Origin of the sequence: Corynebacterium sp. HMSC063G05 (assembly GCF_001810555.1) — a bacterium.
GTDB lineage: Bacteria > Actinomycetota > Actinomycetes > Mycobacteriales > Mycobacteriaceae > Corynebacterium > Corynebacterium jeikeium_D.
In genome coordinates this window covers 89,244-103,689 of the sequence record NZ_KV801845.1, presented here as the reverse complement: position 1 = coordinate 103,689, position 14,446 = coordinate 89,244, and the positions used below count along the sequence as shown (strand labels likewise).

14 protein-coding genes are annotated in these 14,446 nt (G+C 58.9%); 9 read left to right on the top strand and 5 right to left on the bottom strand.

Features of this window, described 5'->3' with window-relative positions:
* Window positions 1-18 precede the first annotated feature (18 nt).
* Complete coding sequence (locus HMPREF2751_RS03660; protein ID WP_224433510.1) at window positions 19-819, top strand: hypothetical protein; 801 nt, start codon at window positions 19-21, stop codon at window positions 817-819.
* Here the strand turns inward: HMPREF2751_RS03660 and HMPREF2751_RS10595 are convergent.
* Window positions 816-1,010, bottom strand: a complete 195-nt coding sequence (locus HMPREF2751_RS10595) for a DUF4236 domain-containing protein (RefSeq protein ID WP_016421461.1) — start codon at window positions 1,008-1,010, stop codon at window positions 816-818. The genes HMPREF2751_RS03660 and HMPREF2751_RS10595 overlap by 4 nt on opposite strands.
* Before the next feature lie 231 nt (window positions 1,011-1,241).
* Between HMPREF2751_RS10595 and HMPREF2751_RS03655 the strand changes: the two genes are divergently transcribed.
* The 3 genes from HMPREF2751_RS03655 (at window position 1,242) to HMPREF2751_RS10790 (ending at window position 4,810) form a co-directional block, all read left to right on the top strand.
* Window positions 1,242-1,700 (top strand): hypothetical protein, encoded by a 459-nt coding sequence (locus HMPREF2751_RS03655; RefSeq protein ID WP_038626607.1) that lies wholly within the window; start codon window positions 1,242-1,244, stop codon window positions 1,698-1,700.
* A 254-nt stretch (window positions 1,701-1,954) separates the two neighbouring features.
* On the top strand, window positions 1,955-4,633 hold the full coding sequence (locus HMPREF2751_RS03650; RefSeq protein WP_049194048.1) for an ATP-dependent Clp protease ATP-binding subunit: 2,679 nt from the start codon (window positions 1,955-1,957) through the stop codon (window positions 4,631-4,633).
* Window positions 4,634-4,810, top strand: a complete 177-nt coding sequence (locus HMPREF2751_RS10790; protein WP_162837151.1) for a hypothetical protein — start codon at window positions 4,634-4,636, stop codon at window positions 4,808-4,810.
* Window positions 4,811-4,870: 60 nt separating this feature from the next.
* Here the strand turns inward: HMPREF2751_RS10790 and HMPREF2751_RS03645 are convergent, their stop codons facing one another.
* Window positions 4,871-6,058: a lipase family protein gene (locus HMPREF2751_RS03645; RefSeq protein ID WP_049171879.1), complete on the bottom strand. Its 1,188-nt coding sequence runs from the start codon at window positions 6,056-6,058 to the stop codon at window positions 4,871-4,873.
* A gap of 137 nt (window positions 6,059-6,195) precedes the next feature.
* Window positions 6,196-7,128 (bottom strand): HhH-GPD family protein, encoded by a 933-nt coding sequence (locus HMPREF2751_RS03640; protein ID WP_049171876.1) that lies wholly within the window; start codon window positions 7,126-7,128, stop codon window positions 6,196-6,198.
* A 29-nt stretch (window positions 7,129-7,157) separates the two neighbouring features.
* On the opposite strand from HMPREF2751_RS03640, the gene HMPREF2751_RS03635 reads away from it, so the two are divergent.
* Together HMPREF2751_RS03635 and HMPREF2751_RS03630 are read left to right on the top strand one after the other, a co-directional pair.
* Entirely contained in the window at window positions 7,158-7,790 is a 633-nt protein-coding gene (locus HMPREF2751_RS03635; protein WP_038626595.1) for a carbonic anhydrase, read from the top strand.
* A gap of 4 nt (window positions 7,791-7,794) precedes the next feature.
* Complete coding sequence (locus HMPREF2751_RS03630; protein WP_038626593.1) at window positions 7,795-8,505, top strand: hypothetical protein; 711 nt, start codon at window positions 7,795-7,797, stop codon at window positions 8,503-8,505.
* Here the strand turns inward: HMPREF2751_RS03630 and radA are convergent.
* Together radA and HMPREF2751_RS03620 are read right to left on the bottom strand one after the other, a co-directional pair.
* The gene (gene radA / locus HMPREF2751_RS03625; RefSeq protein WP_049180934.1) at window positions 8,502-10,061 is read right to left on the bottom strand and encodes a DNA repair protein RadA; all 1,560 of its coding nucleotides are present in this window, start codon (window positions 10,059-10,061) and stop codon (window positions 8,502-8,504) included. The genes HMPREF2751_RS03630 and radA overlap by 4 nt on opposite strands.
* 289 nt (window positions 10,062-10,350) lie before the next feature.
* Window positions 10,351-11,037 (bottom strand): hypothetical protein, encoded by a 687-nt coding sequence (locus HMPREF2751_RS03620; RefSeq protein WP_049171870.1) that lies wholly within the window; start codon window positions 11,035-11,037, stop codon window positions 10,351-10,353.
* A 154-nt stretch (window positions 11,038-11,191) separates the two neighbouring features.
* Here HMPREF2751_RS03620 and HMPREF2751_RS03615 point away from each other — a divergent pair, with 154 nt between their 5' ends.
* The 3 genes from HMPREF2751_RS03615 (at window position 11,192) to rlmB (ending at window position 14,295) form a co-directional block, all read left to right on the top strand.
* Window positions 11,192-11,767, top strand: coding sequence for a CarD family transcriptional regulator (locus HMPREF2751_RS03615; protein WP_005510159.1), 576 nt, complete (start codon window positions 11,192-11,194; stop codon window positions 11,765-11,767).
* Between the two features lie 141 nt (window positions 11,768-11,908).
* Complete coding sequence (cysS, locus tag HMPREF2751_RS03610; RefSeq protein WP_042388940.1) at window positions 11,909-13,312, top strand: cysteine--tRNA ligase; 1,404 nt, start codon at window positions 11,909-11,911, stop codon at window positions 13,310-13,312.
* Between the two features lie 38 nt (window positions 13,313-13,350).
* On the top strand, window positions 13,351-14,295 hold the full coding sequence (gene rlmB / locus HMPREF2751_RS03605) for a 23S rRNA (guanosine(2251)-2'-O)-methyltransferase RlmB (RefSeq protein ID WP_070439689.1): 945 nt from the start codon (window positions 13,351-13,353) through the stop codon (window positions 14,293-14,295).
* Window positions 14,296-14,446: the final 151 nt, after the last annotated feature.

The following is a 14,446-nucleotide window of genomic DNA, read 5'->3' as shown; positions in this document are numbered from 1 at the left end:
TTCGGATAACTATCATGAATGCCAGTCACTTCAGCCGTCGTTGGGCGATTCCCCCAGGAGCGTTGGGTAGGGTTCCTGATTCGCGGTTGGTGGCTGGTGGTGCGAGAGAAAGGCCTGGTCAACGTGACATCGCTCCCAACACTTGTGGTTGATAATTTGTGTGGGGATGCGATTGTTGCCAATCCGAGTGAGGGATTGACCATCGGGCGTGACGCCGACCTCAAAGTGGGCGAAGATAACCGCTACATGCACCGCATAGCAATGTATGTGTATGCGGAATCCGGAATGTGGTTTCTGCTCAATAACTGCGAGCACGTGACTGCAATGGTGCACATTCCGGAGGTGTCGCGGTCATTCCGGCTGGCTCCGCAACAGCGTTTTGATTTGAGCTACCCGGAGTATTTCATCCGCTTTTCCGTCAAGGATGACCAGTACGAAATTCAGATTAAACAGGATATTGAGCACGCCGATGCGAAGGTCGTGCTGCCAACTGACGGGACTGAAACCATCTCGGTTGGGGAGCTGCCGGAGCGCCAGCGTGCTCTGATCGCTGCATATGCGGAGGATTATCTGCGCGGCCGAATCGACACCATTATGGTTTCATGCACCGATGCCGAGGCCGGCCGAAAGCTGGGAGGCAAGACCGCAAAGGCAGTCGAGCATTACCGCACCGCACTTTTTGAATCCGCTTTGAGCAAGGGGCTGGTCTCAAGCAAGGAGTGGCAACGGGTTAATCAAAAGAGCCGTCTGCAGCTGGTAGTTGTCGCTGCAATCGAAGCACGATTGGTCACTGCAGACGACTTGAAACTGCTCGCTTAACGACGGTACTTGCGATAAGTCAATCCTTTAATTGGCGTGTTCACAGTAGTGGTTCGGCCGCCACGGGCATTCTTCGTCCACCGAACGGGCCCCATGCGATAGGAATATCCGAGGCCAGAACGCGATAGCGTAACCCGGGAGTTGCGGGTGGGGCGGAAGGTCTTTCGGAAGCTGAATAGTTTGAAAGCCATTGATATAAATCCATTCTCGGTGCGTCACAGACTGCCATGCGCTCTGACCGTGCTGCTTTGGACAGCATCGCTCTCTGACTGCATTGTGCCGGTGACATAAGCGGATAAATCGTGGTGCGTTTGATGGCACCACTGTCCAGATTTGGGCAGTCCAGCATGGTTTAGCTAGGGGAGAACTCCCCGGGGAGAACTCCCGTTTCTTTTGTGTCCGAGAGTTTTTAATCTGAGATCATGTTCACCAAGAAGATTTCCGCTGTAGCCGCCGCAATCACTGCCGCCACTGCGCTTGCTGTTGTCAATCCGTCCGTCGCCGATGCAGCTACGAACTACCCCAAGATCAACCGTGACTATGTCAGCTATTCCACAGACGGAGAAACCGTAGTCTGTGGTGGGTCGGTAAATCAGGACATGTTCCGCTGCCAGACCACAGCTAAGTGGGGTAACAAGAAGAACGCCCACAATCTGGTCACCTTTGATCTCGAGGATGCATCTGGAAGTTGGGAAGCCGGAATGAGCGGTGGAAATTGGGATGCCTCGCGCCCGCCATTCCGACTGAAGGAAGGGAAGAAGTACAGCTTCCACGGGATCGTGGTCCTGAATAAGAATGGCACCCTGTACTTCAGTTCTCCGTACCACGAGGTGCGCGGTGAAGTGACTCCGTATGAGTGGGAGATTATGGAGACTGACTGATATCCCGTGCAAATACTCCTTCTTGTCTGGCGTTTGGCTTAACGCGCAGGAGTAATTCATTCCAACATTCGTTTCCTCCCGGTGGCATTGCCGCCGGGAGCTTTTGCTGCCGTACGAGCAGTGATACCTCTCTCGACCAGGCTGTTCGCTACTGGCGTACGGCTATAGGGATTAATCTGTGTCGCGTCGCGTTTAAGCTAGGTGAAACAACCTTTATTGAATTACGGCAAAAATAGACACTTGAAAGGGCAGTGATGTTCGAGAGGTTTACGGACCGAGCACGTCGCGTTGTCGTCCTGGCACAGGATGAGGCACGCGAGCTCAATCACAATTACATCGGCACGGAGCACATCCTGCTCGGCCTGATTAGTGAAGGCGACGGTGTAGCTGCCAAGGCGCTGGAGTCCATGGGTATTTCCCTGGATGCTGTGCGCTCTGAGGTAGTCGACATTATTGGTCGTGGCTCCCAGCCGCCGAGCGGTCACGTGCCGTTTACCCCGCGTGCAAAGAAGGTGCTGGAGTACTCTCTGCGCGAGGCTCTGCAGCTGGGTCACAAGTACATCGGTACTGAGCACCTGCTGCTCGGCCTGATTCGTGAGGGCGAAGGTGTTGCTGCTCAGGTCCTGGTTAAGCTCGGCGCTGACCTGCCGCGCGTACGTCAGCAGGTTATTCAGCTGCTCAGCGGTTTCCAGGGCGATGAGTCCGATGGTTCTCCGGAGCAGCGTCCGGTCGGTGCTACTTCCGGCGCTCGTGTGCAGGAGGGTAACCACCAGTCGGGTTCGCTGGTGCTTGATCAGTTCGGTCGTAACCTGACCGTTGCTGCACGTGAGGGCAAGCTGGATCCGGTTATTGGCCGCGAGAAAGAAATCGAGCGCATTATGCAGGTTCTTTCTCGTCGCACCAAGAACAACCCTGTGCTGATTGGTGAGCCTGGTGTTGGTAAGACCGCCGTCGTGGAGGGGCTTGCACTGGACATTGTCAACGGTCGTGTGCCGGAGACGCTGAAGGATAAGCAGCTTTACTCTCTCGACCTGGGCTCGCTGGTTGCGGGTTCCCGTTACCGCGGTGACTTCGAGGAGCGTCTGAAGAAGGTGCTCAAGGAGATTAACCAGCGCGGTGACATCATCCTGTTTATTGACGAGATTCACACGCTGGTTGGTGCCGGTGCCGCCGAGGGCGCAATTGATGCAGCCTCGATTCTGAAGCCGAAGCTGGCTCGCGGTGAGCTGCAGACCATCGGTGCTACCACTTTGGATGAGTACCGTAAGCACATTGAGAAGGACGCCGCTCTTGAGCGTCGTTTCCAGCCGGTGAACGTGCCGGAGCCGAGTGTGGATCTCACTATCGAGATTCTGCGCGGTGTCCGCGATAAGTACGAGGCTCACCACCGCGTATCCATCTCGGACAAGGCTCTGGTTGCCGCAGCTACGCTCTCCGACCGCTACATCAACGACCGCTTCCTGCCGGATAAGGCCGTTGACCTGATCGATGAGGCCGGTGCTCGCATGCGCATCAAGCGCATGACTGCCCCGGCTGACCTGCAGGAGATTGACTCCAAGATCGCCGATGTGCGCCGCCAGAAGGAAGCCGCCATCGACGAGCAGGACTTTGAGAAGGCAGCTGGTCTGCGCGACAAGGAGCGCAAGCTGGGCGAAGAGCGCCGCGAGCGCGAGAAGAAGTGGCGTGCGGGCGAGTCCGACACCATCGCTGAGATTGGTGAGGAGCAGATTGCGGAGGTCCTGGCTTCCTGGACTGGCATTCCGGTGTTCAAGCTCACCGAGGAAGAGTCCTCGCGTCTGCTGCGCATGGAGGATGAGCTGCACAAGCGCATTATCGGTCAGGAAGAGGCCGTCAGTGCTGTCTCCCGCGCTATTCGTCGTACCCGCGCTGGTCTGAAGGACCCGAAGCGTCCGTCCGGTTCGTTTATCTTCGCCGGCCCGTCTGGTGTTGGTAAGACCGAGCTGTCGAAGGCCCTGGCCGAGTTCCTCTTTGGTGAGGAAGACGCACTCATTCAGATTGATATGGGTGAGTTCCACGACCGCTTCACCGCTTCGCGCCTCTTCGGTGCTCCTCCCGGATATGTCGGCTACGAAGAGGGCGGCCAGCTCACCGAGAAGGTGCGCCGCAAGCCGTTCTCCGTCGTGCTTTTCGACGAGATTGAGAAGGCCCACAAGGAGATTTACAACACCTTGCTGCAGGTCCTGGAAGACGGTCGTCTGACTGACTCGCAGGGTCGAGTGGTGGACTTCAAGAACACGGTTCTGATCTTCACCTCGAACCTGGGTACCAGCGACATTTCCAAGGCTGTTGGTATGGGCTTCTCGGGGGTCGGCGAGGCCGATGAAGATGGCAAGTACGAGCGGATGAAGGACAAGGTCCACGACGAGCTGAAGAAGCACTTCCGTCCGGAGTTCCTGAACCGTATCGACGAGATTGTGGTCTTCAAGCAGCTGAGCCAGGCTGAGATTGTCCAGATGGTCGACCTTATGCTGGCCCGCGTCAGCGACCAGCTCGACGAGAAGCGCATCACCATGGAGATTTCCGACCGCGCCAAGAACCTGCTGGCCAAGCGTGGCTTTGATCCAGTGCTCGGTGCCCGTCCGCTGCGTCGCACGATCCAGCGCGAGATTGAGGATCAGCTCTCCGAGAAGATTCTCTACGGTGAGGTCGGTCTCGGCGAGACCGTCTTCATCGATGTCGAAGGCTGGGATGGCGAGTCCAAGGACGTCGACAAGGCGAAGTTCACCTTCACCAACAAGGGCAAGGCCGGGAACGTTGATGCCGACGGCGGTGCTCTGGGGGAGTCTGAGGAAGACAAGGACGTTCTCGGCAGCGCTGATGGCACCCTGAGTGTTGAAGCCGACGACATCGAAGGTGCTGCCGACCAGGCCGCTGCCGAGGTCGAATCCGATAACTCCGAGGGAGAGAACTAAATGGGGCTCCAATTTCGCAAGAAGCAGAACCTGGACAAGGACACGTGGCTGAACTACTCGGGTTCGGGAGTCTCTGGTTCTAAGCGTATCGGTCCGGTGACCATTAACAGCCGCGGCGGTTACACCGTCCGACTGGGCAAGGGCCTGACCTTCCGCGGTCGTTGGAAGAAGAAGTAGTTAGTGGCTGATGGCTGTCGGTGAGCATTTCACCGTCAGTACAGCTAGTGCGCTAGCACACTAGTACCCCATTTTCTGATTCACCCACGCAAGCATCTCGTCGTGGGTGAGCACGTAGGCAAGGCCGTGCGTCCCATCACCGAGGTCAGTGTCGACCTCCACGTAGGTGATGTCGGCGCCGGCCTTTTGCCATTTCTGCACAAGTTTGCGTGCCGACGTCACGGGTAACACATCATCCAACGCGTTATGGGTAACGAATACGGGCATACTGGGAGTCTTTGTCCCCAGAGCTTGTTCTTCCACGTGGCGCCGAACGACGGGGGAGAGCTCCGGCGAGCGCAGATTCTCCGCTATCCCCAAGTCGTTGGCCGTAAATGCCTTGGTGTCATTGCGAGGCCAACGTTCGACAGTGGCGCCAATGCATTCATCGGCCGTGAGCTTCAGGAAATCCTGCCCCAGCGGGCTCAGCATGCGCTCGATTGGTTCTTTTGCCTCTGGGTACTCTGCAATCAAGCCGTTCATGAAGTAACCGACGAGCCCCGCCAGCGCCGAGCCGCGAATATGCAGTGCAGTGTCGGTGAGATCGGCCGGAATAGCCCCGGCGTAAACAGCGCGGATGTTCAGCTCCGAGGCATACTCATCGGCGAGCTCGGCCGCTGCAGCGGTGGCGCCTCCGCCCTGTGAGTAGCCGAACAGCGCAATGGGAGTGTCTGTAGGCAGTTGTAAAGTTTCAATAGCCGCTCGCGCCATATCGAGCGTGTTATTCCCGGCAACCTCACGGTTGAGATACGGATGTACCCCAGGCGTGCCGAGCCCCTGGTAATCCACGATGGCAACATTCCATCCCTGTGCCAGCAACTGAGGTGCCGGAGGCGTCGGAGGCGCTTCGTAGCGCAGGGCAACCGAACTGGCACAGTTATCAGCCATACCGAGAGTTCCAGGTGCAATTACTGCCAGTGGGCGCGGGGATTTCTCCGACCAGCGGGTATAGGGCTGCAAAATCGTGCCGGACACGGCTGTCTGGCGGTGGTCGCGTGCGCCTGTGGAGGAAAACACGACCCGCTGTGCGCGTGCGGGCGCATTGACCGGAAATGGCGTCTTCGTAATTACCTGACCTGGAGGCAATCGCTTCACCGTAGAAGAGTCAGAATCCGAGGAACCGAAGCCAGTTGCTCCTAGACCATCCACCGCCGAGCAACCACCGAGCGTTCCCACGCTAGAGCTCAGAAGAGCAACTCCAAGTACCATGCTCAGCGCGATTCTGCGTTTACTAGCCCCAAAGAGACAGCGCTGGCGCTGAGGTCGATGGGGCGTGGCATTCATGTTCCCAATTCTAGGCAACGCACTTGTTCGAATCTGGTCTTTACCGGAGCATTGTCTGGGTTCTAACGGGGCAACTGGAAGCGGCCATCGGAGGTTTGCTCCGCAAGTCCGTCGTCAAGCAGGGAAAACAATGCGCGGGAACGCTGATGCGTATCATCCCAGACCGCATCCAGAGCGGTCTGTTCGACGGGGGAGTCGGCGGCGCGGAGCACGTCGAGAAGCAAGCCCCGGACTTGACGGTCGGTGCCTTCGAACTTCTGCACGCGCCGTTTCGCAGCGGCGATTTCGTGGTCTTCGGGTTCGGGGCGACCGGCGGCAATCCAGGCGCAACTGGTGGCGATGGGGCAGGCCTCGCACTCGGGTGTCGTTCGACAGACAGTAGCGCCGAGTTCCATGAGTGCGACAGAGGTCTCGGCCGCAGTCGTGGGGTCGAGTGGTAGGAACTCTTTGACGAGCGTCATGTCTGTGCGTTTGGCGATGCCGGGTAGGTACGTGCCCTGGCGGTGTCGCCGGAGTACGCGGCGCACGTTGATGTCCACCACCGGCGTGCGCGCGCCAAAAGCAAACGCCGCTACTGCCCGAGCTGTGTAGTCTCCTACCCCCGGAAGGGCTAACAGTGTGTTCACGTCGCTTGGTACTTCGCCGTCGTGCTTTTCGACGATCTTTTCTGCGCATTCACGCAGCCGGAGTGCACGTCGGGGGTAGCCGAGTTTTCCCCACATACGTAGGACTTCATCCTTGGGCGCGACTGCCAAATCGGCTGGGGTGGGCCATTTTTCCAGCCAGGCGCGCCAGGAGGGGATGACGCGGGCGACGGGAGTCTGTTGACTCATCACTTCGCTGACGAGCACAGCCCATGGTGAAGTGCCTTCTTCGCGCCAGGGAAGTGGCCGCATGTTGGTGCGATACCAATCACGTAAGGCGGCATCGACGTGTTCGTCGAAGTCGTCGGATTGGTTAATTGCAGAGGTCAATCTACCTTCTCGCTTTCCCATAAACAGCAGAGTCGTTGCACAATATAGCTATGAGCAATTCTGAGAGGACTCCTGAGAGTGTATGGCAATCGATGGTGCGCGGAAACCTCCGCTTCTGCGAGAGCAAGACTGCGCATCCTCGCCAGGACTTGGTTCGTCGTAAGCAGCTGACGCAGGGGCAGAAGCCGAAGGCCGTTGTGCTGGCTTGCTCGGATTCCCGCGCTCCGGTGGAGATTATTTTCGATCAGGGCTTGGGCGATGTATTTGTGATCCGTACTGCCGGTGAGATTACTGACCTGTCGGTGCTGGCTTCGCTGGAATTCGCAGTTGATGGTCTTGGAGTTCCGCTGGTGATTGTTCTCGGTCACGAGTCCTGCGGCGCTGTGGCTGCGGCGAAGAATGCACTGGATGGTGGCGAACTGCCGGGTGGTTTCCAGCGTGTGCTGATTGAAAAGGTCACCCCGTCGCTGCTGGCGGCTCGCAAGGATGGCGAGACTGAAATCGACGAATTTGAGCGTCGCCACGTGCGCGAGATTGTTAATCACATTATTGATCGCTCTCCGGAGATTTCGTCGCGACTGGAGACCGGCGAGGTAGGCGTTGTCGGTATGCGGTACCGCTTGGAGGACGGACGCGCTGAGACCGTCGTTACCCATGGAGTCAGCGAGAACCCGCTAACCTAAATGTGTGACCAATAAGCTGCCTCCAGAAATCTACCGGCGTCGGCGTATCGCCGCGGCGGTGTTGCTCGTTATCATCCTCGTTCTCCTGGGCTGGGGTATTTCCGCACTGGTAAACCGGGACAGCGAGGATTCTGAACCGGTGAATGTCACCAGGGATGACGGGAAAGAGGTGACTCCTCCGGAACAGCCCAAGGAACCTTACGCGCCTAAGTCTGACAAGGACTCGGAGAACGACAAGTCTGACAAGGACGCCAAGAAGGGCGACAAGGAAGGCGAAGACTCCGCGAAGGATGACGCTCAGGCGGCGCTTGCGAGCAAAAAGGACTGTACCCTTGCAGATCTGCAGGTGACGGCCACCTCGGATCAGCCGAACTACGGCGATGAGCAGCCGACTCTGGCGATTACCGTCCACAATCCCACCGGCGGTGAATGCCGCGTGAACCTTGATGAGCAGCAGTTGCGCTTCGAGGTGTACGACCTGGCAACGTATGAGCGAGTCTGGTCGGATGTGGATTGCAATGACTCCGAAGGCCACGGTGAACTGGTATTGGCACCGGGCGAGGAAGTCAACTATGCCGCCACCTGGTCGCGTCTGACCTCGGCGCCGAACAAGTGCTCCGAAGAAGACCGGGTCCCAGTTCCCTCCGGGTCGTACATCTTCTACGGCGTGATTGGTGACAACAACTCTGACGCCTACACGTTCAACATGCGCTAGCGCTTAGCTCCTAACCCAAGCTCAATGGCCTCGGCAACGGTGGCTGCTTCCAGCAGCTGCATCCCTGCCGGGCCTTTTGCGCCTCTGGGCACAATTGCCGTGTCGAAGCCCATTCGATGAGCTTCCTTAAGGCGCCACTCCAAATCGGTCACTCGCCGCACTTCGCCGGCCAACCCCAGTTCGCCGAGTGCAATGGTTTTGTCCTGGAAGGTCCGCTTAGTCATGGATGAGGCCAGTGCCAGCGCAATCGCCAGGTCCGCGGCAGGCTCCGACAGCGTCATTCCGCCGACGGTGGACACGTACATCTCCATGCGGGCCAACTGCTTGAAGTTACCGTGTTCAGTCAGCACGGCCGCGACCATCGGCACGCGCCTCGGGTCGAGACCAGAGACATTGCGTCGTGGATTATGTGCCTCGGTGTTGATTACCAGGCCCTGCACCTCCGCCAGCAGCGGTCTGCGGCCATCCATGGCCACGGTAATTGCAGTTCCCGAGGTCGGTGTTCGGTGATGCAAAAACAGCCCCGAGGGATCCTCAACTTCCGCAATACCGCCCGCGGTCTGCTCGAAGCAGCCCACCTCATCGGTGCTGCCGAAGCGGTTTTTCAGACCCCGCAAGAAGCGTAGCCCCGAGTGTCTATCGCCTTCGAAGTTGAGTACCACATCAACGAGGTGTTCCATCGTGCGCGGGCCGGCCACATTGCCGTCCTTGGTCACGTGCCCTACCAAGAAAATCGCAGTCCCGGTCTCCTTTGCCAACGCCGCCAGGGCAGAGGTTACGGCGCGGGCCTGAGCAACGCCACCGCGAGCACCTTCGACGTCGGCACGCATCGTCTGCACGGAGTCCACAATGAGCAGACCGGGGGAGAGCTCTAGCGTCAGATCGATGACGTCCTCGATATTCGACACCGCCGACAGGTACAGCGAGTCCGACAGCGCGCCAGTGCGCTCGGCACGCAGTCGCACCTGACCGACCGACTCCTCACCTGTGACGTAAAGTGTCGGCCCCAAATCGCCGTCCGCGCAGCGATAGGCCACTTCAAGCAGCAACGTCGACTTACCAACCCCCGGCTCGCCGGCCAAGAGCACCAACGAACCCGGCACAATACCCGAACCGAGCACCCGATCCAGCTCACCGATGCCCGTGCGCACCGCGTGCGCAGCTTTGGCGGAAATCCCGGTAATGGCCGTCAGCTCAGAAGAAGAAGTGGGGATTCGATCTGTTGCGGATGTCTCGGCGAGGAAACGTTCCTCCGCATCGTCGTCAAGCGCGCGCTGTGCTAAACGCTGGCTCTCAGCCGCGACGGAAGTGGAAGATGCTTTACGACGGTCACCTCGCGTGCCGGGCTCCGTTGTGGCAGCACTCCGGCGACGTTGCTTGGCTGCCCGGGTGGCGATTTTGTCCTCAAGGGTGGAGCCGGACTTCCCTCTGCTGGAGCGGATAGTGACCTTCTCCAGTGTGCCCCACTCTTTGCAGTTGGGACATTGACCAACCCATTTCGACACCTGCCAACCGCATGCCGAGCATTCGTAGGCTTCGTCTTTGGTCTTGGCCACGGTGCAACCGCCTTTGCTTCAAACGAGGGGGCGACAGACCCGACAACGTTTGGTGCGGGATGTGCGGGAAATGTCGCTAAAAAATTGCCCCAGATACGCGAGAACGGGCCAGGGCAGAGTCAATGACATGTGTCAAGGACTGACTGTACCGCCGTGGCCCGTATCAAGCGACCAATCGCCCATGCCCGCTCGATGAAGCTCCTCGCGTTATTTGCGGGACAGGACTGCGCTGTACCAGCGCTGATAGTGCGCTGCGCACGAACAGCGCAGGGAACGCGCTGTACTGCGCTTACTTGGTTTCAATCATGCCGTCAGCACCGCGGTTCGGTGCGCCAGCTTCCAGAATGTCAGCGGAGACGGTGATGTCCAGGTCGTAGGTGTTGGTGTTGCCCTGCGGGTCAGTGAACTCGAAGGTGGCCTCGCGGTTCTGGCCAGCAGCGCTGCTCTTGTCGCCAACCAGGGTGGCCGGGTCCAGCTCATTGGTGTAGTACGCGATGCAGCCGGTGTTGTCCTTAGCGGTCTTAGCCAGCGGATCGATGACGGACTTCGGGCCGGCAACAATCTGGCACTCGCGCGGCAAGGAGTTCTCGCCCTTGGCAGCCTTAGCGAAGGAAGGAGTCTCAGCGACCTTCTTCAGCTCAACCTCGCCGATACCTTCAACGGTGACGGACTTCAGCGTGTAGACCGACTCGGTAGCGCGCTGCTGGTTGCTGGCGGAGAACTTCAGACCAGCGGTACCAGCCTCCGGGTCAACCAGGATGTGAGCGTCGCGGATGTTGACGAAGCCAAGAGCCGAGTTGGTGTTCTCAGCACCCTTGCCGGCAGCATCTTCGCCGCCGTTCATCGCACCGTCGACAGCCGGGTGCTGATTTGCGGTCTGCGAAATCTGACCGGCGCCACAGGCAGCAAGTGCAACTGCAGATGCTGCGGAGACGGTGATGAGAGCGCTGCGGCGAAGTACGGACTTGAAGGCCATGACTAGATTTCCTCCAGTAGCTTGAGGATGGGCGATAGGATTTTCAGTATTTAAAGAACACCTTAGTGTCTTCCTAAGATGTTCTCATACTACCCGTAAAATCATGGGGGGACATGATAGGGTGGAAGGCCGTTGGAAAGGGCGTGTGCATTACATGGAATTCAGCATTGGCGATACCGTAGTTTATCCGCACCACGGAGCTGCGAAAATCGAAAACATCATTGAACGAGAGCTTAACGGTGAGACCGTTCAGTACCTTGTACTGCAGATTCTGCAGAGTGATCTGAATATCCAGGTGCCCGCCAAGAATGCCGAGCTGGTCGGTGTCCGCGATGTTGTCGGTGAAGAGGGACTGCTGAAGGTCTTCTCCGTGCTACGTGAGACCGACGTGGAAGAGGCCGGCAACTGGTCTCGTCGCTACAAGGCCAACCAGGAGCGCCTGGGTTCGGGCGACATTAACAAGGTCGCTGAGGTAGTTCGTGACCTGTGGCGCCGCGATCAGGACCGCGGTCTGTCCGCCGGCGAAAAGCGTATGTTGAGCAAGGCTCGCCAGGTTCTCGTCGGTGAGCTCGCGCTTGCCGACGGCGTTGATGAGGCCAAGGTCGAGGAAGTTTTTGCCCGCGTCGATGCCACTATCGAGCGTCACCGCGCGCTGGCACAGGAAGGTGCCGCTGGTGAGAAGAAGGATGAAGCCGACGATAAGCCGGTGGACCTGGACGCAGACGCATAAGTCGAGCCCCCTTATCGGTTTTCCACCCAGTAGGGATTTTCTGCACTTTTCCGGATAACGGCTAGCGCACACACATTGCCCGTGTGCGCTAGCCGTTTTCTCTTTTTCACCCGTATCTATTTCCCCGCTATGCTCGGGGCTGTGACATTTCAAATCTTCGATACCGCAACCCGCCAACTGAAGGATTTTGAGCCTCTCCGCGAGGGGCATGCCTCCATTTACCTGTGCGGTGCGACCCCGCAGGCTCAGCCGCACATTGGCCATGTTCGCTCCGGCGTGGCCTTTGATATCTTGCGCCGTTGGCTGATCGCCAAGGGGTATGACGTCGCCTTTGTGCGCAACGTCACCGATATCGATGACAAGATTTTGAACAAGGCCGCCGAGCACGGCCGTCCTTGGTGGGAGTGGGTCTCTCGCTTTGAGCGCGAATTTACCTGGGCTTACAACCAGCTCGGTGTTCTCCCGCCGAGCGTTGAGCCGCGCGCTACCGGGCATGTCACTCAGATGGTGGAGTATATGCAGCGTCTGATGGATAACGGCTTCGCCTACGCTGTCGATGGCAGCGTCTATTTCGACGTGGATGCCTGGTCCAAGGCTGAAGGCAGCGACTACGGCAGCCTGTCCGGCAACCGCGTCGACGAGATGGAGCAGGGCGAGACCAATACTCCGGGCAAGCGCGGTGCGCACGATTTCGCACTGTGGAAGGCTGCCAAGCCGGGCGAGCCCTCGTGGCCGACGCCGTGGGGCAATGGCCGGCCGGGCTGGCACCTGGAGTGCTCCGCCATGGCCACCTACTACTTGGGCTCGGAGTTCGACATCCACTGTGGCGGCCTCGACCTGCAGTTCCCGCATCATGAAAACGAGATTGCGCAGTCGCACGCAGCCGGCGACGGCTTTGCTCGCTACTGGATGCACAATCACTGGGTCACAATGGCCGGCGAAAAGATGTCGAAGTCGCTCGGCAACGTGTTGTCCGTGCCGCATATCCTGACCATGGTTCGTCCGGTTGAGCTGCGTTACTACCTCGGTAGTGCGCACTACCGCTCCGTGCTGGAGTACTCCGAGGAGGCTCTGCAGGAAGCGGCAGCGGGCTACCGTCGTATCGAGGCGTTTATGCACCGTGCCGTCGATAAGCTCGGCGATATCGAAATCGGTGAGTGGACGCCGGCGTTCGAAGCAGCGCTCGACGACGACCTCGCCGTCCCACGCGCGCTCGCGGAAATCCACAACGCTGTCCGTGGGGGCAATCAGGCGCTTGCCGACGGCGACGAGACCAAGGCCAAGGAGATTGCCGGTGCTGTCCGCGCTATGGCCGCAGTCCTTGGATTCGATCCGCTGAATGAGCAGTGGGCAACCTCCGATTCTGGTTCTGATGCAGCAATGCATGCGCTCGGTGTGCTGGTTGAGCACCAGTTGGAGGAGCGCACCCGGGCTCGTGCCGAGAAGGACTGGGCTACGGCTGATGCTGTGCGCGACCGTCTGAAGGAAGCGGGTATCGAGGTAACTGATACCGCGGATGGTCCAGCATGGTCTGTCGCTGACTAAAGCTAAAGAAAACTATTAACAACAGGAAGCAGGTAGCTATGGCAGGCAACGGTCGTCGTGGTGCGGTGCGCAAGGCAAGCAAGAAGAACGTTGGCGGCTCCGGTGGCCAAAAGCGTGGCTTGCGTGGCAAGGGGCCGACCCCGAAAGCAGAGGACCGCGTTTATCACGCAGCTCATAAGCGGGCGAAAGAGAAGCGCCGCCGTGACTCGGGGCGTCATGAGCGCAAGGGGGATGGCACCGAGCTGGTAGTTGGCCGTAACCCGGTCGTGGAGTGCCTGCATGCAAAGGTGCCAGCGGCAGCGCTGATTGTGGCGCTGGGTACCGACAATGACGAGCGCCTGCAGGAGGCAGTGCGTATTGCTAACTCCCGTGGTATCCCGATTCGCGAGGTACCCCGCCACGAGTTGGACACCATGACCGGCAACACTATGCACCAGGGTATCGGCCTGCAGATTCCGCCGTACAAGTACGCATCTGTCGAAGATCTGATTGATTCGGTGGCCAAGACCGGGGAGCCGGGCCTTATCGTCTGCCTGGATAACATCACCGACCCCCGTAATCTGGGCGCGGTCATTCGCTCGGTGGCGGCCTTTGGCGGTCACGGTGTGGTGATTCCGGAGCGTCGCTCGGCTGCCATTACGGGCGTCGCCTGGCGTACCTCTGCTGGTACTGCTGCGCGTCTGCCGGTTGCGCGGGCGACCAACATGGTGCGCTCGCTCAAGCAGTTCCAGAAGGCTGGTTATCAGGTCGTTGGACTGGATGCCGGTGGCGATCACACTCTGGACACTTACGACGGCACCACCCCGGTGGTTGTGGTCGTCGGCTCTGAGGGCAAGGGGCTTTCGCGCCTGGTGCGCGATACCTGTGACACCATCATGTCCATTCCGATGACTGGCTGGGTTGAGTCTCTCAATGCTTCCGTTGCTGCCGGTGTGACTCTGAGTGAGTTTGCCCGCCAGCGCCGGGCTAAGAGCAGTCAGTAGCGCATTTGATACCCCCGTAGGCGCCATTATCAATTCGTTATAGTAATGGCGTTTACGTGGGGTATTTTGCGTTCTAAATGGCGGCCGGTACTTATGGCTACCCCCAGTAGTTCAGCGCTTTAAAGATAATTCTATTTCCGGCGTGCGCTGC